Raw genomic sequence first — 23710 nt, forward strand, 5'->3', positions numbered from 1 at the left:
ACGTACGGGGAAGGCGCGGGCACCCTCAGGCGAAGGTGTTCTTGTAGAAGAGGCTCGCGTCGAAGCTGGGGTCGGTCGTGGTGCCGGTCTTGCCGGAGAAGCCGAAGGCGAGGCGGGGCTGGCCGTCGGCCACCCAGATCGCGCAGCCCTGCGGCTCGCGGCCCGGGATCGTCGCCCCCGCGGTGGTGCGGAAGACCTCGCCGTGCTCGCCCCCGGCGTCGTTCATGCTGACGGCGGCGAGGTAGGACGGGCCGCCCGACCTGCCGTAGAGGAGGTAGGCGTACTCGCCGTACAGGGTGACGCCCTGGAAGGCGGCGTCGTCCGGGATCTTCAGTTGGGCGTTGGTGGGCAGCGCGCGTTCGGCCTTCCTGTCGTCCTGGGAGAGCCGTCCCGCCACCGCGTCCGCCAGCGGGAAGACCACCAGCCGCCAGGGGTTGGGCGAGGTGGACTGGGTGGCGTAGCGGACCAGCAGCATGTTGTTGACGGGGTCGATCGCGGGGCGGGGCAGGCCCGCGTAGGTGGTGATGGTGGGCGTACGGTCCTGGATCGGGATCACCGACGGGTTGCCGTAGGTGAGGGTGATGCCCTCGGTGTAACGGAACCGGGTGAGCCGGTAGCCGCTGTCCTCGTACGCCCCCTTGGCGACGTTGTAGTTGTCGCCCTCGATCCACAGGTACGGCGCGGAACCGGCGCCGGTGGGTTCGACGGCCATCGAGGAGCCGTGGCCGAACTGGTGCAGCGCCATGGTGCCGAGCACGTTGCCCGCCAGGTCGGTGCGGACGATCCAGATGTCGCCGTAGTGGATGTGCGCCTTTGACGGGTCCCCGTCGTCGGAGTCGTTCTCGTTGTCCCCGGGGCGGTGCTGGGCGAAGTAGATGTGGCCGTTGACGTTGTCGTAGGCGAAGGACTGCATGGCCCAGGACGTCTCGTGCAGCCGCTTGCGCCAGAACACCTGGTCCCCGCCGCCCTCCAGCGAGAAGGGCGCGGTGACCGGCAGGTCGGCGGCGGCCGGTCCCGCGGCGGCGAGGACTCCGGCCGCGCCGAGCGCCCCGGCGGCCGTGAGGCCCGCCCCCGCGCGCAGCAGCCCCCGGCGGCTCTCACGCTGCGCTACACGCTCTGCCCCGAACGCTGACCGGCGCTGACCGAACGCCGACCGAAGGCCGACCGGCGCTGAGAGGCGCCGTCCGGGGGCGCGGAGGGGCCGGCCGCGCGTCTGCCCGGAGTGGGATGGATTACACCCGGGGGGTCCGGGGGATGGGCTCGGCGTATACCGGGCGTTTATCGGATCGTGGATATGTTTGCGCCCATGCCCAGCACGCCTCCGGCTCCCGATTCCGCGTTCGCCGACGCGGCCGAGCTCAATGCCCGGATACGTCGGCTCAGCGCGGGTCGCACCTCGTGGACCCCGGACGAGCTGACGGAACTGGCCCGCCTCCAGGCGGAGTGGCAGCTCGCGGTGGAAGGCGAGTCGGAACAGGTCTGACCCCGGACCGCGGCGGTACGGGGCCGTACCCGTACGGGCCGTACCCGTACGTGACTCGCTGACTACGCCGTCGCGCCGCGCTCGCCCAGTGACGACAGCAGCTGGAGCTTCTCGTAGGAGTCGGTGCCGGGGGTGGCGGTGAAGACCAGGAGGGTCTGGGACTGGGCGGGGTCCTGGAGGACCTGGCAGTGCAGGTGGAGGATGCCGACCTCGGGGTGACGGATCCGTTTGAGGTCGTCGGGGTGGCGGACGCCGATCTCGTGGGCGCTCCAGAGGGTGGCGAATTCGGGGCTCACGGCGAGCAGGGCGTCGACGAGGGCGGCGGCCCGCGAGCCGGGACCCTGGCGGGAGAGCGTCTCGCGCAGCCCGGCGGTGAAGATCCGGCTGTGGGTGGGGTGGTCGGCCTCGGGGTAGATGCGGCGGGTGACGGGGTCGGTGAACCAGCGGTAGCCGAAGCTGCGGGCCATCCCGGTGTGCCCGGTCTCGTCGCCCAGCAGGGCGAGCGCCATCCGGGTCTGCGTCAGCGTCTCGCCGAGATCCGTCATGACCTGCGCGGGAGTGTCGTCCAGGCGCCCGAGAATCCGCATCAGGCCGGGGCTGACGTGGTCGCTGCCCGATCCGCGCTCCGGGGCGCTGTGCCCCGCCATCCGGAAGAGGTGGTCGCGCTCGTCGAGCGAGAGATGCAGGCCGCGCGCGATGGCGCCCAGCATCGGCGCGGACGGCTGCGGGCCGCGGGCCTGCTCGATCCGGCTGTAGTAGTCGGTCGACATGCCGGACAGCGCGGCGACCTCCTCGCGCCGCAGCCCCCGCGTACGCCGCCGCGGCCCGCGCGGCAGCCCCACGTCCTCGGGTTGCAGCGCCTCACGCCGGGTGCGCAGGAAGTCCGCCAGCTGTTCTCGGTCCATGACCCCAGTCTCCCGCCTGTCCGGTCGCGGTCTTCCGCCTGTACGTCCGCGCCCTCCCGCCTGTCCGGTCCCGGTCTCCCGCCTGTACGTCCGCGCCCTCCCGCCCGTACGGCCACGGCTTCCCCCCCGCACGTCCGCGGCTCAGCTCTCGGCGGCCACGCCGTCCGGGAAGCGCACCCCGGCCAGCTCCTCCGACACCTGCCAGACCCGCCGCGCCTCCTCCTCGCTCCGCGCCGACCGGTACAGCGGCTGCTCCACCACGGGGCCGGTCAGATGCCCGAGGCCGCCGGGACCGTAGAAGGCGCCGCCGACCGCCCCCGGCGCGGTCGCCGCGTACAGCACCGGCCGCAGCCCGTCGTCCACGGTCTGCACGAACAGCCCGAGCCTGGACTGCCAGCGGAAGGCGCGGTCCATCCAGGTCGTCCGCTTCGCGCGGCCCAGATTCGGCCCGGCCGTCTGGAGATTGGTCGAGGTCAGGCCCGGATGCGCGAGGGTGCTGGTGATGCCCCAGCCGCCCGCGACGCTGCGCCGGTGCAGTTCCAGGCCGAACATCAGCACCGCCAGCTTCGACTGGCTGTAGACCTTCATCGGCGCGTAGCCGCGCTCCGCCTGGAGGTCGTCCCAGGCCAGCGCCCCCTGGCGGGCGCCGATGCTCGACTGGGTCGCCACCCGCGCGCCGCCCGCGGCGCGCAGCAGCGGGAGCAGATGCGCGGTCAGCGCGAAGTGCCCGAGGTGATTCGTCGCGAACTGCAACTCCAGGCCGTCCGCGGAGGTCTGCCGGGTCGCCGGGGTCATCACCGCCGCGTTGTTGACGAGGATGTCGACCGGCCTGCCCTCGGCGACCAGCGTCCGGCCGAGCGCGGCGACCGACTCCAACGACGCCAGGTCCAGCTCCCGCGTCGACACCCGCGCGCCGGGCACCTCGGCCCGGATCCGCTCCACGGCCGCCGCGCCCTTCGCCGCGTTCCGCACCGGCAGCACGACCTCCGCGCCCGCCCGTGCCAGCCGCCCGGCGAGCCCCCGCCCGATCCCGTCGCTCCCGCCCGTGACGACGGCGAGTTTTCCGCTGAGATCGGGCACCGCGGTGTCCAGTGCGTTCTTACGTGTCATGACGGTTCGCTCCTGACGGTGAGTGGGGGCGGGCGATGCCGCATTCGCGGGGGCGGGCGAGCGCTTTCCAGCGGAGGGGGAGGGGTGGGGAGGAACACAAAGGGACGGCGTGCGGATACGTATCCCGTGCGGCGGGCGAGGGAACCGCCAGGTCGGAGGAGCAACCCGCCCGGCTGGAGCGGGAACCCGCCGGATCAGAGCGGGAACCCGCCGGGTCAGAGCAGGAACCCGCCCGACGCCTCGATCCGCTGTCCCGTGATCCACCCGGTCCCGTCGGACAGCACCGCGGCGATCACCCCGCCGATGTCCTCGGCGGTCCCGACCCGGCCGAGCGCGGCCTGGCCGGAGAGCGCGGCCCTGACGCCTTCGTCGTCCCGCATGAAGCCCCCGCCGAAGTCGGTGCCGGTGGGGCCGGGCGCGACGGCGTTCGCGGTGATGCCGCGCGGGCCCAGCTCCTTGGCCAGATAGCGGGTGAACACCTCCACGGCGCCCTTCATCGACGCGTACGCCGACAGGCCCTCGCTGGTGAAGCGGGTCAGCCCGGTGGAGAGGTTGACGATCCGGCCGCCGTCGGCGAGCAGCGGGACCAGCCGCTGGGTGAGGAAGTAGACGCCCTTGAAGTGGACGTTCAGCATCGTGTCGAAGCCTTCCTCGGTGGCTTCGAGGAAGGGTTCCGTCACGGCGGAGCCCGCGTTGTTGACGAGGTAGTCGAAGTCCGACCGCCCCCAGCCCTCCTTGAGCAGCCGCCGCACCTCGTCGGCGAAGTCCGCGAATCCGGCGGTTCGCGCGGTGTCCAGGCGGAGCGCGTACGCGGTGCGGCCGAGCGCCCTCGCCTCGGCGACCACGGCCGCCGCCTCGTCCTCGTGCGACCGGAAGGTGATGATCGGATCGACGCCGTCCGCGGCGAGCCGCAGCGCGGTGGCGCGGCCGAGCCCGCGGTTGGCGCCGGTGACGATCGCGATCCTGGCCGGTGCGGTGCTGTCCGTGGTCGTGCCGGTGGTCGTGTCCGTGTGCGTGGTCATGACTCCAGCGTGGGCGGCGGTGACGGCCGGATGAAGGCCCCACTTGTCCAGGGATCGCCGATCCCACCTTGAGCGGGGGAGCGGCCCGCGCGGCCCGCGCACATCCGGTGTCATCCGGTGTCACGTGGTGTCCTTTTTACCCAATACGGAACCGGAGCATAGAGACTTCGCGGGCCCCGATCCGCAGGATAGGTATGCCTAAGTCAGGCCAGGCACACCTAAGCACGGGTCCGGGAGGACGAACATCGATGTGGGACGACGCGTTTCCGAGCTTCCTGATCGGACTCAGGGAAGGTCTCGAAGCCGGGCTGATCGTCTCGATCCTGGTGGCCACCCTGGTGCGCGGCGACGCCAAGTCCCGGCTCCCGCAGGTGTGGACGGGCGTCCTGGCCGCCATCGCCCTGTCGATGAGCTTCGGGGCGGTCCTCACCTTCACCGCCGCGAATCTGTCGGCGACCGCGCAGGAGGCGTTCGGCGGCACGCTCAGCGTCGTGGCCGTCGCCTTCGTCACCGCGATGGTCTTCTGGATGCGCCGCTCGGCCCGCAATCTGTCCGGTGAGATCCGGGAGAAGGTGACGGCCGCGCTCGCCATGGGCGGCGGCATGCTGATCCTCACCTCCTTCCTCGCGGTCGGCCGCGAGGGCCTGGAGACCGCGCTCTTCCTGTGGACCACCGCCCGCGCCGCGGGGGAGTCCGGCGGCCCGCTGGCCGGCGCCGCGATCGGCCTGGTGCTGGCCGCGGGGCTCTGCTGGGGCCTGTACCGGCGGGTGCTCAAGATCAATCTGAGCCGCTTCTTCACCATGACCGGCGCCGTCCTGATCGTCATCGCCTCGGGCGTCCTCGGCTACGGCCTGCGCGACCTCCAGGAGGGCGGCGTGCTCGCCGGGAAGACGGCGTACGCCTTCGACCTCAGCGCGCACATCGACGCCGGTTCCTGGTACGCCGCCCTCCTCCAGGGCGTCCTCAACCTCACCCCGGCCATGACCTGGCTCCAGGTCGCCGCCTACGTCGGCTACCTCGCGATCGTCATGACGCTGTTCGTACGCGGCCTGCGCAAGCCCGCGCCCGCGCCCGTGTCCAAGAAGGCGGCCGAGGCACCGACGGCCGAGCCGACCGCGGCGGAGACGGCGCCCGCTTCCGCACCGGCCCCCGCCGCCGCACCGGACCCGGCCCCTGTGCCCGCTGTCACGGCGGCGCCCACCCGCAGCCGCACCCGCTCCCGTCCCGTATGGCTGCTCCCGGCCGCCGTCGTCGCGATCCCCGCCGTGATCGGCGGCCTGGTCGTGGCCTTCGGCGACGGCAAGCCCGCGGGAGCGCAGACCGTCGCCGTCTCGCCGACCGAGTGCGGCAAGGGCTTCAGCGCCCCCCAGCCCGGCCGCCGGACCTTCTCGATGCGCAACACCGGCGACAAGGCGTCCGAGGTCTATCTGATCAACCCCGCCACCAACGCCGTCTACGGCGAGATCGAGGGCCTGGCCCCCGGCACCACCCGCGACCTGGTCGCCACCGTCGGCAGCGGCGAATACGCCTGGCGCTGTGTGCCGACCAGCGGCAAGGCGGTCACCTCGACGTCCGTACGGGTCTCCGGCGGCAGCACCACCAAGGCCGTCCTGCCGCTGGCCGCGTCCGAACTCCAGCCGCCGCTCGCGTCGTACCGCGACTATGTGAACACCGGGCTCGGCACGCTGGTCGGCCAGACCGGCACACTGACGGCCGACCTCGCGGCGGGCGACCTCACCGCGGCGCGCGCCGACTGGCTCACCGCGCACGACACGTACTCCGCGCTCGGCGCCGCCTACGGGACCTTCGCCGACTTCGACGCGAAGATCAACGGCCGCAAGGACGGACTGCCGGGCGGTGAGAAGGACCCGTCCTTCACCGGCTTCCACCGCATCGAGTACGGGCTGTGGCACGGCGAGTCCGCGGCCTCGCTCAAGCCGCTCGCCGTCCGGCTCGGCGCCGACGTGGCGGGCCTGCGCAAGGCGTTCCCCACGCAGGACTTCGACCCGTCCGACCTGCCGCTGCGCAGCCACGAGATCCTGGAGAACACCCTCCAGTTCGAGCTGACCGGCGACACCGACGAGGGCAGCGGGACGAATCTGGCGACCGCGAACGCCAACCTGGCCGGTACGAAAGAGCTGTTGACGGTGCTGCGGCCGCTGATCACCCGGCGGGACCCGCGGCAACTGGCCCTGATCGACGCGGACATCGCCCGCCTTCAGAGGCTGCTCGACGGCGCGCACAAGGGCGCTGCCTGGACCCCGGTCGGCTCGCTCGACGCGGCGGCCCGCGCGACGATCGACGGCGCGACCGGTCAGCTCCTGGAAGACCTCGCGCCCGTCCCCGACCTGCTCGAAATCCGGAAGTCCGCATGAGGCGCGAGGACCGTACGGCGCCAGGACCCGAACAACTCCCCGAAGGGAAGCAGCAGATGCCCGCCGACTCCACCCGACCCGAAGGCCACGAGGGCTACGGGGGTGACGCGGCGGGCGGCGGCACCTGCCCGATGGGCGCGGGCCGCAGGTCCTTCGTGAAGACCGCGCTCGGCGCGGGCGCGGGCGCGGCGGCGCTGGCGGGCGGCGGCCTCGCGCTGAGCACGGCGGCCGGCGGGAGCAGCGCCCAGGCGGCCGACGCGGGTCAGCGCGGCCAGGCCGCTGCGGTGGACTTCCACGGCGCGCACCAGGCGGGCGTCATCACCCCGCAGCCCGCCGCGGCGACCTTCGTCTCGCTGAACGTCATCGCGGACACCAGGGCCGAACTCGCCGACCTTTTCAGGACGATCACCGAGCGGGCCCGCTTCCTCACCGCGGGCGGCACCCCCGACGACCTGGGCGTCGGCGCGCCGCCGTCCGACAACGGCATCCTCGGCCCGACCGTCCCCGCCGACGCGCTCACCGTCACCGTCGGCGTCGGCTCCTCGCTCTTCGACGACCGCTACGGCCTCGCGGGCGCCAAGCCGCGCCGCCTCACCCCGATGAGGACCTTCCCCAACGACAACCTCCAGGCCGCGCAGTGCCACGGCGACCTGTCGTTGCAGATCTGCGCGGGCAGCACGGACACCGTCCTGCACGCGCTGCGGGACATCGCCCGGCACACCCGCGGCGGCATGCAGATCAAGTGGCGCATGGACGGCTTCCAGAACGCGCCCCGGCCGACCGGCGCGCAGCGCAATCTGCTCGGCTTCAAGGACGGCATCGCCAACCCGGACGTGCGCTCCGGCCGGGAGATGGACCGGCTGGTGTGGGTGACGGACGCGCTCGGCGAGCCCGCGTGGGCGGCGGGCGGCAGCTACCAGGCGATCCGGATCATCCGGATGCTGGTCGAGTTCTGGGACCGGGTCTCGCTCACCGAGCAGGAGTTGATGTTCGGCCGCCGCAAGGACACCGGCGCGCCCCTGGACGGCGCGAAGGAGACCGACACCCCGCTCTACGCCAAGGACCCGCAGGGCAACGCGATCCCGCTGGACGCGCACATCAGGATGGCCAACCCGCGCACCGCCAGGACCGACGACTCCCGCATCCTGCGCCGCGGTTACAACTACGACCGGGGCGTGGACGCGGTCGGCAACCTCGACATGGGGCTGGTCTTCTGCTGCTACCAGCAGGACGTACAGCGGCAGTTCGAGGCCACCCAAACCCGGCTGATCGACGAGCCGCTGGTCGACTACATCTCCCCGGTCGGCGGCGGCTACTTCTTCGTGCTGCCCGGCGTCCGCGACACCAAGGACTGGCTCGGCCGCGGCCTGCTCTCCGCCTGAGCCTCCGCCCGACCCTCCGCCTGACATTTCGTCAGCACGCCGTCGGGCCGGGCGGATCAGGTGCCGTCCGCCTCTCCTCATCTGACGGTCCGTCAGGCATGCTGTGCCCGTGCCGGATTCCGGTGGGACCGGCGGCCGAGGAGGCGGGCATGGCGGTGGACAGGGCGGCGGACGGGCCGACGGATACGTCAACAGGTACGGACGGGACGGCGATCGAGGACGCGCTGTTCATCGGCGGGCGGTGGACCGCCCCGGAGCGCGGGCACTACGACGTGCTGAACCCGGCCACCGAGCGCGTGGTCGGGCGGGCGCCGGATGCGAGCCCGGAACAGGCGCTCGCGGCCACCGCCGCCGCCCGGCAGGCGCTCGACGGCTGGTCGCGCACCCGCCCCGAGGAGCGCGGCCGGATACTGGAGCGCGCCGGGCGGATCATCCTGCGCGAATTGAAGCCGTACGCGGCCCTGGCGGGCGCCGAGAGCGGCGCCACCGCCGCGACCGCCCGCGGCATGCAGGTCGGTGTGGCCGCCGCCCGCTTCCTGCGATACGCGCGCGGCGCGCTCGAACCCACCGAGACCGCGCTGCTCCCGCAGCTCAACGAGGCGTCCGCGATGGGCGCGGGCGGCGTCTTCGGCGCGCTGGCGGTCCGGCAGCCGGTCGGCGTCGTCGCCTGCGTCACGTCCTACAACAACCCCTGGGCGAATCCGGCGGGCAAGGTCGCGCCCGCGCTCGCGATGGGCAACACCGTCGTGGTCAAACCCGCCCCGCAGGACCCGCTGTCGGTCTACCGGATGGCGGAGGCGCTGACCGAGGCCGGGCTGCCGCCGGGTGTGCTCAACGTGGTGACCGGCTCGGGCGCCGACGTCGGCGAGGCGGTCGTCGGGTCGCCCGACACCGACATGGTGAGCTTCACCGGCTCCACGGCCGTCGGGCAGCGCATCGCGGAGACCTGCGGGCGCGGTATGAAACGGCAGTTGATGGAACTCGGCGGCAAGGGCGCCGCGCTGGTCTTCGACGACGCCGACCTCGACTCGGCCGTCGCCGGGATCGGCACCACCTTCAGCTTCTACAGCGGCCAGATCTGCACCGCCCCCACCCGCGTACTGGCCCAACGCGCGGTCTACCCACGGCTGGTGGAGCGACTGGCCGGGTACGCGCGACGGCTCGTCGTCGGCGACCCCGCCCAACCCGCCACCGTCGTCGGCCCGGTCATCTCCGCCGCCCACCGCGACCGCGTCGAGGCGTATGTCGCGCTCGGCCGCAAGGAGGGCGCCACCCTGCTGGCGGGCGGTGAACGCCCGCCGCTGGAAAGGGGGTTCTACGTCGCCCCCACACTGCTGGCCGACTGCGCGCCCGACATGCGGGTGGTCCGCGAGGAGATCTTCGGGCCCGTCGTCGTGGTGCTGCCGTTCGACGACGAGGACGAGGGCGTCGCGCTCGCCAACGACAGCGACTACGGCCTGATCGACTACGTGTGGTCCGCCGACGTGCCCCGCGCGTTCCGGGTCGCGCGGCGGCTGCGCGCGGGCGGCGTCGGGATCAACACCGTGGGCCGCAACATGGAGGCGCCCTTCGGCGGCTTCAAGCGCAGCGGCGTCGGCCGGGACGTGGGGTCGTACGCGCTGCACGCCTACAGCGAGACGCAGAGTCTCGTCTGGCCCGGCTGAGCCGCCGCCGGGCATCGGCCCGACGCTGTACAGACCGCCCCGACCTGGCCTGAGCTGCGGCGACTTGTCCGCAGGGGAGTTTCCCGGCGAAGCCGGGACAAGCGGAACTCCGGGGTTCCGCCGCACCGCGACGGTCCCTTACAGTCCATCCGCCATGAACTACTGCCACACGTGCCGACGACACCTCAACGGCGCCTTCTCCTGCCCCGGATGCGGCGCGATCGCGGACCGGTCGGGGCTGCCCGACGAGGCCGACACGGCGCAACTGCCGCCGGTCACCGAGGAGGCCGCCGCAGGGGACGGCGCCGACCCGGCGCCGCCCGCGAGCGCGGCGACACCGGAGGCCCCCGTCGAGGGCTCCCTCGTGGACGACCTCCTCAGGGACTCGGGCCTCGGCCCGGACGCGGGCCCCGCCGCCGTCCCGGCCGCCCCCGCCCCGACCGCCGCCGAGCCCGAGCCCGGCAGCGCGGGCACGGGTACGGGCAGTGCCGTCGGAGTCGGCCCCGGCGTCGGCGAGGGCCCGGACACGGACCCCGGCACGGCGGGCGACGACAGCGCGTACGGCGGGACGTACACCGCCCCGTACGCCGACCTGTACGTCCCCGCGTACGGCGAAGCCCCGCGACGGGACGCCCCCACTGCCCTGGCCGACAGCCTGCTTGGAGCCGGTGGCGGCGGCTACCGCGAGGACCACGACCTGCGCGGGACCGCCAGGCGCCGCCGCGGCCGTCACCAGCGGGCGGCGATCCTCGGCGTCGGCGCGGTCGCGGTCGTCGGCTCGCTGACGATGTTCGGCGTCGCGGCCTTCTCCGGCGGCTCGCCGAGCCCGTCCACCGATCCCGGCCCCGGCGTCTCCGCGATCTCCCCCTCGCCCGACGCGCCCCGGCCGTCCACCGGCGCGAGCGGCACCCCCGGCGTCCCGAAGGGCGGCGGCCGGACCAGCGGCAGCGCGTCGCCCTCGGCGTCCGACAAGGCGTCCGGCTCGCCGTCGGCGTCGGCCTCGCGTTCCGAGAGCGCGCCCGCGTCCAGCCCCGCGGGGAAGCCCTCGCGCACCGCGAGCGCGTCGCCGACGAGGACGACCGCCGCGCCGCCGACCACGACCGCGCCGCCGTCCTCGCCCGCGACGCCGTCGCCGACGTGCACGCATGTGCTCTGGTGGTGCCAGTAGGGTCTCCGCGGGGACGGATCAGCGGGCGTCAGCCGTCGCCCTCGCCCGGCTCGCGGCCCGCGCCCGGGGCGTCACCGAGACTGTGGTCGCGGTGCGCGCCGTCCGCCGGGTCGTCGCCCAGCATCTGCCGCAACAGGTCACGCAGCATGGTGCGTTCCTGTTCGGAGAGCCCGGCGAGCGGTTCACGGGCGAAGTCCAGGGAGTCGCGGAGTTTGTCGGCGACGGCGTGGCCCTCGGCGGTGGCCGCGGCCAGCTTGATCCGGCGGTCGGCCGGGTCGGTACGGCGCTCGGCCAGCCCCCTGACCTCCAGCCGGTCGATGATGCCGGTCACATTGGACGGCTCGCACTTCAGCCAGCGGGCGATCCGCCGCATGGGCAGCGGCCCCGAATTGAGCAGCGCGAGCACCTTGGCCTGCGCGCCGGTCAGCCGGTGGCGGGCGGCGGCCGACTCGTACTCCTGGTGGTAGCGGGCGGCGACGGTGCCGATCAGGCCGACGACCTCGACGGTCAGGGGATCGCTTCGGCGACGTGTCATGACCAACAGTTTACCCAAATGTTTGACATCATGAAACATCAAGGTCCATGGTTAGTTCAGCACCTGAATTATTTCCATGGTTGATCAGCGGTTGATCAGTGATCGACGCCGACCAGTGGTCGAACCGTCGCCGAAGGAGGACTTCCCCCATGCCGAAGAGCCGTGAATGGCACCTGGTCGCCCGCCCCAAGGGCTGGCCGGTGCCGGAAGACTTCGCGCTGGTCGAGACCGACGTCCCCGAGCCGGGCCCCGGCCAGATCCTGGTCCGCAATCTGCACCTGTCGGTCGACCCGTACATGCGCGGCCGGATGAACGAGGCGAAGTCGTACGCGCCGCCGTACGAGCTGAACCAGCCGATGCACGGCGGCGCCGTCGGCCGGGTCGTGGCCTCGCGGGCCGAGGACTTCGCGGTCGGCGACCATGTGCTGCACGGCCTCGCCTGGCGGGAGTACGCCCTGGTGGACGCCGCGCGCGCCGTCCGGGTCGACCCGGACCAGGCGCCGCTCACCGCGTATCTCGGAGTCCTCGGCATGACCGGGCTCACCGCCTACGCGGGTCTGCTGAGGGTCGCCGAATTCGCGCCGGGCGAGGTCGTCTTCGTCTCGGGCGCGGCGGGCGCCGTCGGCGGCCAGGCCGGGCAGATCGCCCGGCTCAAGGGCGCCTCGCGGGTCATCGGCAGCGCGGGCTCCGCGGAGAAGGTCCGGATGCTGGTGGAGGAGTACGGCTTCGACGCCGCCTTCAACTACAAGGACGGCCCGGTGGCCGGGCAGTTGAAGGCCGCCGCGCCCGATGGCATCGACGTGTACTTCGACAACGTCGGCGGGGAGCACCTGGAGGCCGCGGTCGGCGCGATGCGGGTGCACGGCAGGGCCGCCCTGTGCGGGGCCATCGCGCAGTACAACGCGACGGAGCCGGTGGCGGGGCCGCGCAATCTCGGCCTGATGGTCGGCAGGCGGCTCACCCTGCGCGGCTTCCTCGTCACCGACCACGAGGACCTTCGCCCCGAGTTCGTCCGCGAGGCCGCCGGCTGGCTGCGTGACGGCCGGCTGCGGTACCGCGAGACGGTGGTGGAGGGAATCGAGAACAATCTGGAAGCGTTCTTGGGCGTGCTGCGCGGTGACAACACCGGAAAGATGATCGTCTCTCTTCCGGCGGAGTGACCCGCCGTCCGGCCGCCGACCGACCGGCCGGGCTCGACACCCGGCCGGAAATTCAACAAAATGTTGCAGGCGTGCTCGCGTGCCTTGCGGGCCGCCCGCCCCTCAGGAGGACACTTTCATGAGCATCCAGCCCGTAGACGTCCTGTACACCGCCGTCGCCACCGCGGAGAACGGCCGTGACGGCCGCGTCGCCACCGACGACGGCAAGCTCGACGTCATCGTGAACCCGCCGACCGAGATGGGCGGCGCGGGCAACGGCACCAACCCCGAGCAGCTCTTCGCCGCCGGGTACAGCGCCTGCTTCCAGGGCGCGCTGGGCGTCGTCGCCCGCCAGGCCAAGGCCGACATCAGCGGCTCCCGCGTGACCGCCAAGGTCGGCATCGGCAAAATCGCCTCCGGCGGCTTCGGCCTCACCGTCGAACTGGCCGTCTCCATCCCCAACGTGGACGACGTCACCGCCAAGGACCTGGTGGAGAAGGCGCACCAGGTGTGCCCGTACTCCAACGCCACGCGCGGCAACATCACGGTGGACCTGAGCGTCGTCTGAGTTCTCCGCCGCTCACCCGGTCGGCCCCGGTAAGGACCGCGCTCCCAGGAGCGCGGTCCTTACGGCGCTCCGGCCGTCCCCGGCTCCGACGGCGCTCCGGCCGTCCCCGGCTCCGACGGCGCTCCGGCCGTCCCCGGCTCCGACGGCGCTCCGGCCGTCCCCGGCTCCGACGGCTGTCCGGCCGTCCCCGGCTCCGACGGCGGGGCCAGCAGCGCCAGGAAGTCGCGGAAGGCCGCCGACATGTCGACCGCGCCGGGGTCGAGGAGCCACTGCACCTGGAGGCCGTCCATCACCGCCGCCAGCAAGGTGGCCGCCCGCTCGGGGGTGAGGCCGCCCGGCAGCCGGTCGCCGTACTCGGCGCGCAGCGCCTGCGCGCCGCCCTCGCGGACCCGCGCGTAGCGCTCGCGGAAATACTCCTGCGCCGGGTGCCCCTCGGTGACGCTGTCGCCGACCAGCACCGTGAACGCCTGGACGATGCCGGGCCTGGTCGCGTTGTACTCGACCAGCTCCGCCACCACCTCCAGCGGCCACGACCGGCCGTGCAGCGCCGCCGACGCCATGTCCCACTGGTCGCGCGCCTCCAGCACGGACACCAACAGGGCGTCCTTGGTGGGGAAGTAGTGCATCAGCCCCTGCTGCGTCAGCCCCACCCGCTCGGCCACCGCCACCAATGTCGCGCCCCGGTAGCCGCGCTCGGCGATCACCTCCGTCGCGGCCTGGATGATCTCCGCCCGCCGGTCGCCCCGCCGTTCACTCCTGGTTCCCGCCACGCCACCCCGCCCCCTTCCCCTGCCGCTCGGGAGCCTTTGCCGCTCGGGAGCCTACAAGATTACGAAATGGCATCTATCCCTACCGTACGACAGGTAGCGTGGGCGCGGTGGGACGGGAGCGGTACGGGACAGGCGGAAGGGGACGGAAGATGACGGCGATCAGCGGGGCGGCGGCCGGAGCAGGGGACGAGGGCGTACGCGCGGACGCGCGCGGGGACGCGGAGCGCGAGCGGGCGGTCGACGCGGCGCTCGGCAAGCTCGACCTCGACGCCAAGACGCGGCTGCTGGCGGGCCAGGACATGTGGACGCTGCCCGCGCTGCCGCAGATCGGCCTCGGCTCGCTGGTGATGTCCGACGGCCCGATCGGCGTACGCGGCAAGCGCTGGACGGCGGGCGACCCGTCGACCGCGCTGCCCAGCCCCACCGCGCTCGCCGCGTCCTGGGACCCCGAACTGGCCCGCCGCGCAGGCCGGTTGCTCGCCCAGGAGGCGCACCGCAAGGGCGTCCACGTCCTGCTCGCGCCGACCGTCAACCTGCACAGGTCGCCGCTGGGCGGACGGCACTTCGAGGCGTACAGCGAGGACCCGTATCTCACCGGCGCCATCGGCACCGGTTATGTGCGCGGTGTCCAGGACGGCGGAGTGGGCGTCACCGTCAAGCACTTCGTCGGCAACGACGCGGAGACCGAGCGCTTCACCGTCGACAACCGGATCGCGCCCCGGCCGCTGCGCGAGCTGTACCTCGCGCCCTTCGAGGCGATCGTCGCGGGCGCCCGGCCCTGGGGCGTCATGGCCGCCTACAACGCCGTCAACGGCACGACGATGACCGAGCACGACCCGCTGGTCAACGGCGTGCTGCGCGGCGAGTGGGGCTTCGACGGCGTCGTCGTCTCCGACTGGCTGGCCGCCCGCGACACCGTCGGCGCGCTCCTGGGCGGCCTCGACGTCGCCATGCCGGGACCGGTCACCGTCTACGGCGAGGCGCTGGCCGCCGCCGTACGCGCGGGGGCCGTCGAGGAGGCGGCCGTCGACACCGCCGCCCGCCGGGTCCTGCTGCTCGCCGCCCGCACCGGCCTGCTGGAGGGCGCGCCGCCCGCCGTCGCCGTGGCCGACCGGCCCGCCCCGGCCGACGGCGACGCGCTGGCCCGCGAGATCGCCCGCCGCGGCTTCGTGCTCGTACGCAACGAGGTACGCGGCAACGCGCCCGTGCTGCCGCTCGCGCCGACCCCGCTCGGCGGCGGCATCGCCCTCATCGGCGCCGCCGCCCGCGACCCGCGCGTCCTGGGCGGCGGCTCCGCGCAGGTCTTCCCCGACCACGTCGTCTCGCCGCTCGACGGCCTGCGGGCCGCGCTGCACGCGGGCGTCGCCCTCAGCCACAGCGTCGGCGCCGACCCCACCGAGGAACTGCCCGTCGCCGGACCCGGATTCGCCCTCACCGCCGTCGCCCGCGACGAACACGGAGCCGAACTGGGCTCGGAGGAGCTGCCCAACGGCCAGCTCCAGTGGCTCGGCGAACTGCCGGAAGGCGTCGCGTACGACGCGCTGCACACCGTCGAGACCCGCGGCTGGTTCACCCCGCGGGTCAGCGGCGCGCACCGCTTCGGCACCCGCGGCACCGGCGGCTTCACCCTGACCGTCGGCGGACACGTGCTGTTCGACGGCGTCGAGGGCAGCGAGCACGAGGACCCGTTCGAGGCGTTCCTCGGCACGCCCGCCGAGCACGGGACCGTCGAACTGGCGGCGGGGGAGCGGGTCGAGATCAGCCTCGTGCACGCCGTGCCCAAGAGCGTCGAACTCCCCATCCTCGCTGTCGGGTTCGCCCTGCTGCACGGCGAACCGGCCCGCGACCCGGAGGAGTTGCTGGCCGAGGCCGTCGAGACCGCGCGGGCCGCGCACACCGCCGTCGTCGTGGTCGCCACCACGGAACGCGTCGAGTCCGAGGGCTTCGACCGGCGCGATCTGCGGCTGCCCGGCCGCCAGGACGAACTCGTCGCCCGCGTCGCCGCCGTCAATCCGCGGACCGTGGTCGTGGTCAACTCCGGCTCCCCGGTGGAGCTTCCGTGGCGCGAGGACGTGGCCGCCGTACTCCTCGGCTGGTTCCCCGGGCAGGAGGCCGGGGCCGCCCTCGCCGACGTCCTGCTCGGCGTGGAGGAGCCGGGCGGGCGGCTGCCCACGACCTGGCCGGTACGGCTCGCCGACGCGCCCGTCAGCCGGGTCACGCCGCAGGACGGCGTACTCGCCTACGACGAAGGGGTGTTCATCGGGTACCGCGCGTGGGAGCGGCAGGCCGTCGCCCCCGCCTATCCCTTCGGGCACGGGCTCGGGTACACCGACTGGGAGTACGAGTCGCTGGTCGTCGCCGAGAGTTCGGAGCCGGACGTGCTGGTCACCGCGACCGTGCGGGTGCGGAACGCCGGGGCGCGGGCCGGGCGTGAGGTCGTCCAGCTCTACCTCGACGGGGCGTCGTCCGAGGGGGCGACCTCGGACGTCGCGCGGCCCGGGCGGTGGCTGGCCGGATTCGCTTCCGTCGCCGCCGAGGCGGGGGAGGCCGTCGAGGTGACCGTCCGGGTGCCCCGGCGGGCCGCCGAGGTCTGGGACGAGGATGCCGCCGCGTGGCGGCTCGTGCCCGGCGCCTACGCCGTGGTCGCCGGCCGCTCCATCGCCTCGCCCCGCCTCACGGCCCCGCTCTCCGTCCCCGCCCCCTGACCCCGCCCTCCCCCTGCCTTCGCCGGGGGGACCCCCACCCGTGCAGGTGGGGATTCGGCTGCCGGCCTCCCTGCGGGGGTCCCCACCGTCGCCGACCGCGCGCCGTGCGATCCGAGATTCGGCGGTTGGCCGTCCCGCAGGGATCTCGCGTCCGGCGACGGCGGTCCGTGTGGTTCGGGTACCGGCGGTTGGCCGTCCCGCGGGTCTCTCGCGTTCGGCGACGGCGGTCCGTGTGGTTCGGGCTACGGCCAACGGCAGCCCCGCAGGAGCTCTCGTTGTTGGCGACTGCGGCCCGTGCGATCCGAGATTCGGCGGATGGCCGTCCTGCAGGGATCTCCCGTCCGGCGACCGTGGACTGTGCGGTTCGGGCAACGGCCAACGGCAGCCCCGCAGGGGATCTCGCCTTCGGCGAAGGCGAGTTGGGCGCTGCGCGTGGTGGCTGGCGGGCGGGTTGGGCCGAAGGCTGACCCGGCGGCGGCGGGTGTCGGGTCGCGCTTGTATGCCTCGCGGCGGCGGCCGACGTGCTTGTCCTCTAAGCTCCGCGCATGCGGGAGATCTGGGGTGGAGTGCGGCTGCTGTATCTGGGCCAGAAGTGGGCCGCAGGCCACGGGCGGGAGTGGCGGCTGGGGATGGTGCCCGCGCTGATCACGTTGGTCGGGTACGCGGCGGCGCTCGTGGCGCTGCTGGTGTGGACGGACGACATGGTCGCGTGGGCGACGCCCTTCGCGGATCACTGGGCGTCGCCGTGGTCCGGGGCGTTCCGGGGGCTGTTGGACGCGGTCGTGGTCGGGGGCGGGCTGCTGCTGGCGGTGATCTCGTTCACGGCGGTGACGCTGCTGGTCGGGCAGCCGTTCTACGAGACGGTCGCGGCGCGCGTGGACCGGGCCGAGGGCGGGGCGCCCGAGGGGCCCGAGCTGGGGCTGTGGCGGGAGTTGTGGGTCTCGACGGTGGACAGCGTCCGGGTCCTGGTGCGCGTCGCGGCCTTCGGGATCGTGCTGTTCGCGCTCGGCTTCGTGCCGGTCCTCGGCCAGACCGTGGTGCCCGCCGTCGGCTTCTGCGTCTCCGGCTTCTTCCTCACCCTGGAACTCGCCGCGGTCGCGATGCAGCGCCGCGACGTACCGCTGCGCGAACGCATCCGCGTCCTGCGCGCCCGGCTGCCGCTGGTCCTCGGCTTCGGCGTGCCGCTCGTCCTGGCCTTCCTCGTTCCGCTGGTGGCGGTCTTCCTGATGCCCGGTGCCGTCGCGGGCGCGACGCTGCTGGCCAGGGAAGTGCTGCCGCCGGGCGAGCCCGCCGAGGAGGGCCGGCCCGACGACTGAGGGCCGCCCCCCGCACCGTCCCCGGCCCCGCCGCCGAAAAGGCCGGATCCCTCCGCGAAATGACCGGTTCTGCCCCTACTCCGGACTCGCGCCGAAGGCGACTCGGGCCAGAATCCTGGCCAGTTGGGCCTGCCCCCGCTCGTTGGGGTGGAACCAGTCCCAGCGGCTCAGGTCGTCCGTGCCGAACGGGTACGCGAAGACCGCGCCGCCGTCGTAGCGGCAGCGCTCGTACTGTCCGCAGACCTGCCCGAGCACCTTGTTGTACGCGATCACGCGGTCCCGTACGGTGTCCCGCCGCTGTTCGGCCGCCGCGCTGTGCGAGTCCGCGTCGCGCAGCATCGAGGGGCACAGGCCGAGCTTCCAGACCTGCTTGCCCAGGACGTTGGTCCGCCCGACCGACCACAGCCGTTTGAGGTCGGGGATGCTGGCCACCAGCACCTGCGTTCCGGGCAGCACGCGGTGCAGATACGACAGCGCGCGGGCGAAGTCGGCCCGGAAGTCGGCGATCGAGGTCATCGCGGCGGCGGTGGCGGTGCACGCGTCGTTCGCGCCGATCAGCACGGTGACCATGGCGGGCCGGTGGGCCGCCGCGGCCTCGGCCTGGGCGGGCAGGTCCGCGACCAGGGCGCCGGACTGGGCGAGATTCCAGCTCCTGGTGGCGGGCACGGTCGCGGCCAGCCGGTGCGTCACGCTGTCGACCTTGTCGCGGTCGCCGGTGGACCACGACACGTCGGGGCAGTCCGACAGCGGCGAACAGGCGTCGAAACCGCGGGTGATGGAGTCACCGAGCGCGGCCACCGACGGCGGACGGACGTTCCAGGGGCGGGTCGGCGAGGGCTTCGGGGACGGGTCGCGCGGCCCCGAAGCGGAATGCGAGGTGTGTGCGGAGGGTTCACCCCGACCGCCGTCGGGCGGAGACCCGCTGACGGTGCATCCGCCCAGGAGAACGGCCCCTACGGCCAGTGCGAGGCCACGGCGCAGCATCGGTCGCATCCGGTGCTCCCTCCGACGAGTGGGTGACATCTCGTACCAGCACGACGGTACGTGACTCCCTCAAGGACGCCGCACGGTAGCTTTTTCCCTGACACCCGGGCGAAAAGACGGGAGATCGGCGACTGCCGGGCGTCAAACGTAGATTGTTGTCCTGATTGTGGTGAATAGTGCAGAATGTCTAATGTTGCCCCGAGAGCAGCCAGTTCGGGTGTGAGGCCGCTGGGGAAGGCGAACCTCGTCCCACACTGGAGGTACCGGTGACGACACGTGGAGTTCTGTACGTGCACGCCGCACCGCGCGCGCTCTGCCCACACGTCGAATGGGCCGTCGCGGGCGTCCTAGGCGTGCGCGTCACACTGGACTGGATCCGGCAGCCCGCCTCGCCGGGTACCTGGCGCGCCGAATTCTCCTGGCAGGGAGAGCCCGGCACCGCGTCCAAACTGGCGTCCGCGCTGCGCGGCTGGCACCAACTGCGCTTCGAGGTCACGGCGGAGCCCTGCGCGACCGCCGAGGGCGAGCGCTACAGCGCCACCCCCGAACTGGGCATCTTCCACGCCGTCATCGGCATGCACGGCGACATCCTGATCCCCGAGGACCGGCTGCGCGCCGCGATGCAGCGTGCCCGCATGGGCGAGGCCGACCTGGAGAGCGAGCTGTCCGGGCTGCTCGGCAAGCCCTGGGACGACGAGTTGGAGCCCTTCCGCTACGCGGGCGAGGGCGCCCCCGTCCGCTGGCTCCACCAAGTGGTCTAATCCCGTCGGCGGTACGTCGGCGCCCCGAGCGGGGCCGCGCGGCATAGCCTGCCGGTATGTCCGACACTCTCACCGTCGCGGTCCTCGGCACCGGAATCATGGGCGCCGGGATGGCCCGCAATCTGTCCGCCGCCGGGCACGAGGTCCGTGCCTGGAACCGCACCCGCTCCCGCGCCCAGCCGCTCGAAGCCGACGGCATCCGCGTCACCGACGACCCGGCCGACGCCGTACGCGACGCCGACGCCGTGATCACCATGCTCTTCGACGGGCCCTCCGTCCTGGAGGTGATGCGCGCCGCCGCGCCCGCCCTGCGCGAGGGCGTCGTCTGGGTCCAGAGCAGCACCGTGGGGCCCGACGCGCTGGCCGAACTGGGCGCGCTGGCGGCCGAGACCGGGGCGCACTTCCTCGACGCGCCCGTCCTCGGCACCCGGCCGGTCGCCGAAGCCGGGGAGCTGACCGTACTGGCCGCGGGCCCCGCCGCCGCCCGCCCGGTCGCGGAACGGGTCTTCGACGCGGTCGGCCGCACCACCATCTGGCTCGGCGACGAGGGTACGGCCGGGGCCGCCAGCAGCCTCAAGCTCGTCCTCAACACCTGGGTGCTGGCCGTCACCCACGGCACCGCCGAAGTCATGGCGCTCGCCAAGGGGCTCGGCGTCGACCGCGACCACATCCTCGAAGCCATCGGGGGCGGCCCCCTCGACCTGCCCTACCTCCGCGCCAAGTCCGCCGTCATCCTCAGCGGCGACTTCGCCCCCAACTTCACCGTGGACGCCGCCGCCAAGGACGCCGGACTCATCCTCGGCGCCGCCGACCGGCACGGCATCCGCCTCGACCTCACCGCCGCCGGGGCCGACCGCTTCCACCGCGCCTCCGCCCAGGGCCACGGCGACGAGGACATGGCCGCCTCGTACTTCGCGAGCTTCCCCGCCCCCGACCCCGACCTCGACCCCGAAGCGAAGTAGCGCCCCTCTTTTTTTGCCGCCGTCTCGCCTCCGGGCGCTTGGATCCGCCCTGTGGCTCGCCGGCTACCGGTGAACCCCGCCGCGCCAGTGCGCCCGGCGGTCCGACCTCACGCGTGTGCCCCTGCCGGACCGACCGGCAGGGGCACACGCGTCACAGCTCAGCGGGCAGCGCCTCAGCGGTTCCAGGAGCGGAGCGCCAGCACCACGTTGTGGCCGCCGAAGCCGAAGGAGTCGTTGAGGGCGGCGATGGTGCCCTCGGGCAGCGGGCGGGCCTCGGCGCGGACGATGTCGGCGTCGGCCTCCGGGTCCGGGTCGTTGAGGTTGATCGTCGGCGGGGCGATGCGGTGGTACAGCGCGAGAACGGTCGCGACCGTCTCGATACCGCCCGCGCCGCCCAGCAGGTGACCGGTCATGGACTTGGTGGCGGAGATCGCCATGTGGTCCACGTCGTCGCCGAAGACCTGGCGCAGCGCCTTGATCTCCGCGACGTCACCCTGCGGGGTCGAGGTCGCGTGCGCGTTGACGTGCACGATCTCGGCCGGCTTCAGGTCGGAGTTGTGCAGCAGATTGGTCAGCGCGGCGGCGATGCCACGGCCCGAAGGCTCCGGCTGGGTGATGTGGTGCGCGTCGGCCGAGATGCCCTGGCCGACCGCCTCGCAGTACACCCGGGCGCCGCGCGCGGTGGCGTGCTCCTCGGACTCCAGGATGATCACGCCCGCGCCCTCACCGAGGACGAAGCCGTCCCGCCCGGAGTCGTACGGCCGCGACGCGCCCTGCGGGTCGTCGTTGTTCTTGGACATCGCCATCATGTTGCCGAAGGCGACGATGGGCAGCGGGTGGATGGCCGCCTCGGTACCGCCCGCGACGACCACGTCGGCGCGGCCGGTGCGGATCATCTCGATGGCGTAACCGATGGCCTCCGCGCCCGAGGCGCAGGCGCTGACCGGGGTGTGCACACCGGCCCGCGCGTTGACCTCGATGCCGACGTTCGCCGACGGGCTGTTCGGCATGAGCATCGGCACGGTGTGCGGGGAGACCTTGCGGACGCCCTGCTCCTTGAGCACGTCGTACTGGCCGAGGAGCGTGGTCACGCCGCCGATGCCGGAGGCGACGACCGTACCGAGCCGGTCGGGGTCGACCGCCGGGTCCTCGCCCGCCTTCGCGGTGAAGCCCGCGTCCGCCCACGCCTCACGGGCCGCGATCAGCGCGAACTGCGCGCTGCGGTCCAGCTTGCGGGCCAGCGGGCGGGGCAGCACCTCACCCGGTTCGACGGCGATCTGCGCGGCGATCCGCACCGGCAGATCCGCCGCCCAGTCCTGGTCGAGCGTGCGGACGCCGGACCGGCCGGCCAGCAACGCCTCCCAGGTCGACGCGCTGTCGCCACCCAGCGGTGTGGTTGCTCCGATACCGGTGACGACCACGGTGCGATTGGTCGGACTCACAGGAATTGTCTCTCCACGTCTAGAAGGGCGGGCGACAGTCGCGTCGTCCCGGTAGGGCTTTCTGGCGGGCGGGGCCCGGTCAGACCTGGGCGGCCAGGATGTAGTCGACGGCGTTGCCGACGGTCTTGAGGTTCTTGACGTCGTCGTCCGGGATCTTCACACCGAACTGCTCCTCGGCCGCCACGACGACCTCGACCATGGACAGCGAGTCGACGTCCAGGTCGTCGGTGAAGGACTTGTCGAGCTGGACGTCCTCCTGCGGGATACCGGCGATCTCGTTGACGATGTCGGCGAGACCGCTGACGATCTCTTCCTTGGTGGCTGCCATTGACGGCGCTCCTTGATGTGTTGCTGGGTGAGCGGCGTGCGGGACTGCGGCGCCGCGAGGGTGTGTGTGACTAAGGGAGAGTAACCACAGTTGCCGCGTAGACCAGACCCGCCCCGAAGCCGATGACCAGCGCGGTGTCGCCGCTCTTGGACTTGCCCGTGGCGAGCAGCCGTTCCATCGCGAGCGGGATCGAGGCGGCCGAGGTGTTGCCCGTGGTCTCCACGTCACGGGCGACCGCGACGTGGTCCGGCAGCTTCAGAGCCTTGATCATCGAGTCGATGATCCGCATGTTCGCCTGGTGCGGGATGAACGCGTCGAGCTGGTCGGCGGTGATCCCGGCGGCGTCCAGCGCCTCCTGGGCGACCTTGGCCATCTCGAACACGGCCCACCGGAAGACCGACTGGCCCTCCTGCGTGATCGCCGGAAAACGGACTTCCCCGGCGGGCGTGTCCCGGTAGACCTCCCAGGAGACGGTCTGCTTGATCGTCTCGGACTTCTCGCCGTCGGAACCCCACACCGTGGGGCCTATGGCGGGTACGTCCGAAGGGCCGACGATGACCGCGCCCGCGCCGTCGCCGAACAGGAAGGCCGTGGCACGGTCCTCCTTGTCGGTGAGGTCGCTGAGCCGCTCCACGCCGATCACCAGGACGTGCTTGGCGGTGCCGTCGGTGACCATGCCCTTGGCCAGCGTCAGGCCGTAGGTGAAGCCCGCGCAGCCCGCCGAGATGTCGAAGGCGGGCGGCATGCCCGCGCCGATCCGGTGGGCGATCTCGGTCGCGATGGCGGGGGTCTGCTTGAAGTGCGAGACGGTGGCGACGATCACGCCGTCGATGTCGGACGCGCTGATCCCGGCGTCCGCGATGGCCTTGCCGCCCGCGGCCAGCGACATCTCGGCGACGGTCTCGTCCGGACCCGCCCAGTGCCGGGTGGCGATCCCGGACCGGGACCTGATCCACTCGTCCGTCGAGTCGATGTGCTCCAGAATGACCTCGTTGGGCACCACGCGGGTCGGCCGGTAGCCGCCGACACCGAGGATCCGCGCGTACGGCGCGCCCTTGCTCGGCCTGATCTTCGCTGTCATCTCTGCACGG

General features: G+C 73.0%; 22 protein-coding genes. 12 read left to right on the forward strand and 10 right to left on the reverse strand.

The genetic code is table 11. From position 1 onward, the window contains the following. Window positions 1-25 precede the first annotated feature (25 nt). A complete protein-coding gene (locus ABZX65_RS26290; RefSeq protein ID WP_355344742.1) occupies window positions 26-952 on the reverse strand; it encodes a hypothetical protein in 927 nt (308 codons plus the stop codon). Here ABZX65_RS26290 and ABZX65_RS26295 point away from each other — a divergent pair. Together ABZX65_RS26295 and ABZX65_RS26300 are read left to right on the forward strand one after the other, a co-directional pair. Further along, complete coding sequence (locus ABZX65_RS26295) at window positions 929-1132, forward strand: hypothetical protein (protein WP_355344745.1); 204 nt, start codon at window positions 929-931, stop codon at window positions 1130-1132. The genes ABZX65_RS26290 and ABZX65_RS26295 overlap by 24 nt on opposite strands. Before the next feature lie 174 nt (window positions 1133-1306). After that, window positions 1307-1483, forward strand: coding sequence for a hypothetical protein (locus tag ABZX65_RS26300; RefSeq protein ID WP_355344748.1), 177 nt, complete (start codon window positions 1307-1309; stop codon window positions 1481-1483). Window positions 1484-1545: 62 nt separating this feature from the next. Here the strand turns inward: ABZX65_RS26300 and ABZX65_RS26305 are convergent, their stop codons facing one another. From ABZX65_RS26305 to ABZX65_RS26315, 3 genes are all read right to left on the reverse strand, one after another. Further along, complete coding sequence (locus ABZX65_RS26305) at window positions 1546-2388, reverse strand: helix-turn-helix transcriptional regulator (RefSeq protein WP_355344751.1); 843 nt, start codon at window positions 2386-2388, stop codon at window positions 1546-1548. Between the two features lie 141 nt (window positions 2389-2529). Then, entirely contained in the window at window positions 2530-3498 is a 969-nt protein-coding gene (locus ABZX65_RS26310; protein ID WP_355344754.1) for an SDR family oxidoreductase, read from the reverse strand. A 215-nt stretch (window positions 3499-3713) separates the two neighbouring features. After that, on the reverse strand, window positions 3714-4520 hold the full coding sequence (locus ABZX65_RS26315) for an SDR family oxidoreductase (protein ID WP_355344757.1): 807 nt from the start codon (window positions 4518-4520) through the stop codon (window positions 3714-3716). A gap of 248 nt (window positions 4521-4768) precedes the next feature. Between ABZX65_RS26315 and efeU the strand changes: the two genes are divergently transcribed. From efeU to ABZX65_RS26335, 4 genes are all read left to right on the forward strand, one after another. Then, complete coding sequence (efeU, locus tag ABZX65_RS26320) at window positions 4769-6895, forward strand: iron uptake transporter permease EfeU (protein ID WP_355344760.1); 2127 nt, start codon at window positions 4769-4771, stop codon at window positions 6893-6895. 131 nt (window positions 6896-7026) lie between these two features. Beyond that, entirely contained in the window at window positions 7027-8277 is a 1251-nt protein-coding gene (gene efeB / locus ABZX65_RS26325) for an iron uptake transporter deferrochelatase/peroxidase subunit (RefSeq protein ID WP_355344867.1), read from the forward strand. 149 nt (window positions 8278-8426) lie between these two features. Next, complete coding sequence (locus tag ABZX65_RS26330) at window positions 8427-9941, forward strand: aldehyde dehydrogenase family protein (protein ID WP_355344763.1); 1515 nt, start codon at window positions 8427-8429, stop codon at window positions 9939-9941. 154 nt (window positions 9942-10095) lie between these two features. Further along, the gene (locus ABZX65_RS26335; RefSeq protein ID WP_355344766.1) at window positions 10096-11109 is read left to right on the forward strand and encodes a hypothetical protein; all 1014 of its coding nucleotides are present in this window, start codon (window positions 10096-10098) and stop codon (window positions 11107-11109) included. Between the two features lie 28 nt (window positions 11110-11137). On the opposite strand, the gene ABZX65_RS26340 is transcribed toward ABZX65_RS26335, so the two are convergent. Beyond that, window positions 11138-11644: a MarR family transcriptional regulator gene (locus ABZX65_RS26340; RefSeq protein WP_355344768.1), complete on the reverse strand. Its 507-nt coding sequence runs from the start codon at window positions 11642-11644 to the stop codon at window positions 11138-11140. 149 nt (window positions 11645-11793) lie between these two features. Between ABZX65_RS26340 and ABZX65_RS26345 the strand changes: the two genes are divergently transcribed. Continuing rightward, window positions 11794-12804: an NADP-dependent oxidoreductase gene (locus ABZX65_RS26345; RefSeq protein WP_355344771.1), complete on the forward strand. Its 1011-nt coding sequence runs from the start codon at window positions 11794-11796 to the stop codon at window positions 12802-12804. Window positions 12805-12922: 118 nt separating this feature from the next. Next, entirely contained in the window at window positions 12923-13351 is a 429-nt protein-coding gene (locus ABZX65_RS26350; protein ID WP_355344774.1) for an organic hydroperoxide resistance protein, read from the forward strand. A gap of 59 nt (window positions 13352-13410) precedes the next feature. Here ABZX65_RS26350 and ABZX65_RS26355 read toward each other — a convergent pair whose 3' ends face one another. Further along, a complete protein-coding gene (locus ABZX65_RS26355; protein WP_355344777.1) occupies window positions 13411-14121 on the reverse strand; it encodes a TetR family transcriptional regulator in 711 nt (236 codons plus the stop codon). Window positions 14122-14270: 149 nt separating this feature from the next. Here ABZX65_RS26355 and ABZX65_RS26360 point away from each other — a divergent pair, with 149 nt between their 5' ends. After that, window positions 14271-16826, forward strand: a complete 2556-nt coding sequence (locus tag ABZX65_RS26360) for a glycoside hydrolase family 3 C-terminal domain-containing protein (protein ID WP_355344780.1) — start codon at window positions 14271-14273, stop codon at window positions 16824-16826. A 545-nt stretch (window positions 16827-17371) separates the two neighbouring features. Further along, window positions 17372-18142 (forward strand): EI24 domain-containing protein, encoded by a 771-nt coding sequence (locus ABZX65_RS26365; RefSeq protein ID WP_355344783.1) that lies wholly within the window; start codon window positions 17372-17374, stop codon window positions 18140-18142. Window positions 18143-18217: 75 nt separating this feature from the next. Here the strand turns inward: ABZX65_RS26365 and ABZX65_RS26370 are convergent, their stop codons facing one another. Further along, entirely contained in the window at window positions 18218-19135 is a 918-nt protein-coding gene (locus ABZX65_RS26370; RefSeq protein WP_355344786.1) for an SGNH/GDSL hydrolase family protein, read from the reverse strand. 257 nt (window positions 19136-19392) lie between these two features. Here ABZX65_RS26370 and ABZX65_RS26375 point away from each other — a divergent pair, with 257 nt between their 5' ends. Together ABZX65_RS26375 and ABZX65_RS26380 are read left to right on the forward strand one after the other, a co-directional pair. Then, window positions 19393-19887 (forward strand): DUF3145 domain-containing protein, encoded by a 495-nt coding sequence (locus ABZX65_RS26375; protein ID WP_188285125.1) that lies wholly within the window; start codon window positions 19393-19395, stop codon window positions 19885-19887. Between the two features lie 56 nt (window positions 19888-19943). Next, window positions 19944-20849, forward strand: a complete 906-nt coding sequence (locus ABZX65_RS26380) for an NAD(P)-dependent oxidoreductase (protein WP_355344789.1) — start codon at window positions 19944-19946, stop codon at window positions 20847-20849. Window positions 20850-21022: 173 nt separating this feature from the next. Here the strand turns inward: ABZX65_RS26380 and fabF are convergent, their stop codons facing one another. From fabF to ABZX65_RS26395, 3 genes are all read right to left on the reverse strand, one after another. Next, window positions 21023-22291, reverse strand: a complete 1269-nt coding sequence (gene fabF / locus ABZX65_RS26385) for a beta-ketoacyl-ACP synthase II (RefSeq protein WP_355344792.1) — start codon at window positions 22289-22291, stop codon at window positions 21023-21025. Window positions 22292-22370: 79 nt separating this feature from the next. After that, window positions 22371-22619: an acyl carrier protein gene (locus ABZX65_RS26390; protein WP_355344795.1), complete on the reverse strand. Its 249-nt coding sequence runs from the start codon at window positions 22617-22619 to the stop codon at window positions 22371-22373. Window positions 22620-22689: 70 nt separating this feature from the next. Further along, window positions 22690-23700 carry a ketoacyl-ACP synthase III gene (locus tag ABZX65_RS26395; protein ID WP_355344798.1) on the reverse strand — a complete coding sequence of 337 codons (1011 nt, stop codon included), beginning with the start codon at window positions 23698-23700 and terminating at the stop codon, window positions 22690-22692. Window positions 23701-23710 lie beyond the last annotated feature (10 nt).

It is taken from the genome of Streptomyces sp. NPDC003300, assembly GCF_040610915.1.
GTDB lineage: Bacteria > Actinomycetota > Actinomycetes > Streptomycetales > Streptomycetaceae > Actinacidiphila.

Coding starts and splice junctions, on each gene's coding strand:
- ABZX65_RS26300 (WP_355344748.1), top strand. CDS start 1,307: ATGCCCAGCACGCCTCCGGCTCCCGATTCCGCGTTCGCCGACGCGGCC.
- ABZX65_RS26305 (WP_355344751.1), bottom strand. CDS start 2,388: ATGGACCGAGAACAGCTGGCGGACTTCCTGCGCACCCGGCGTGAGGCG.
- ABZX65_RS26310 (WP_355344754.1), bottom strand. CDS start 3,498: ATGACACGTAAGAACGCACTGGACACCGCGGTGCCCGATCTCAGCGGA.
- ABZX65_RS26315 (WP_355344757.1), bottom strand. CDS start 4,520: ATGACCACGCACACGGACACGACCACCGGCACGACCACGGACAGCACC.
- efeU (WP_355344760.1), top strand. CDS start 4,769: ATGTGGGACGACGCGTTTCCGAGCTTCCTGATCGGACTCAGGGAAGGT.
- efeB (WP_355344867.1), top strand. CDS start 7,027: ATGGGCGCGGGCCGCAGGTCCTTCGTGAAGACCGCGCTCGGCGCGGGC.
- ABZX65_RS26330 (WP_355344763.1), top strand. CDS start 8,427: ATGGCGGTGGACAGGGCGGCGGACGGGCCGACGGATACGTCAACAGGT.
- ABZX65_RS26335 (WP_355344766.1), top strand. CDS start 10,096: ATGAACTACTGCCACACGTGCCGACGACACCTCAACGGCGCCTTCTCC.
- ABZX65_RS26340 (WP_355344768.1), bottom strand. CDS start 11,644: ATGACACGTCGCCGAAGCGATCCCCTGACCGTCGAGGTCGTCGGCCTG.
- ABZX65_RS26345 (WP_355344771.1), top strand. CDS start 11,794: ATGCCGAAGAGCCGTGAATGGCACCTGGTCGCCCGCCCCAAGGGCTGG.
- ABZX65_RS26350 (WP_355344774.1), top strand. CDS start 12,923: ATGAGCATCCAGCCCGTAGACGTCCTGTACACCGCCGTCGCCACCGCG.
- ABZX65_RS26360 (WP_355344780.1), top strand. CDS start 14,271: ATGACGGCGATCAGCGGGGCGGCGGCCGGAGCAGGGGACGAGGGCGTA.
- ABZX65_RS26365 (WP_355344783.1), top strand. CDS start 17,372: ATGCGGGAGATCTGGGGTGGAGTGCGGCTGCTGTATCTGGGCCAGAAG.
- ABZX65_RS26370 (WP_355344786.1), bottom strand. CDS start 19,135: ATGCGACCGATGCTGCGCCGTGGCCTCGCACTGGCCGTAGGGGCCGTT.
- ABZX65_RS26380 (WP_355344789.1), top strand. CDS start 19,944: ATGTCCGACACTCTCACCGTCGCGGTCCTCGGCACCGGAATCATGGGC.
- ABZX65_RS26390 (WP_355344795.1), bottom strand. CDS start 22,619: ATGGCAGCCACCAAGGAAGAGATCGTCAGCGGTCTCGCCGACATCGTC.
- ABZX65_RS26395 (WP_355344798.1), bottom strand. CDS start 23,700: ATGACAGCGAAGATCAGGCCGAGCAAGGGCGCGCCGTACGCGCGGATC.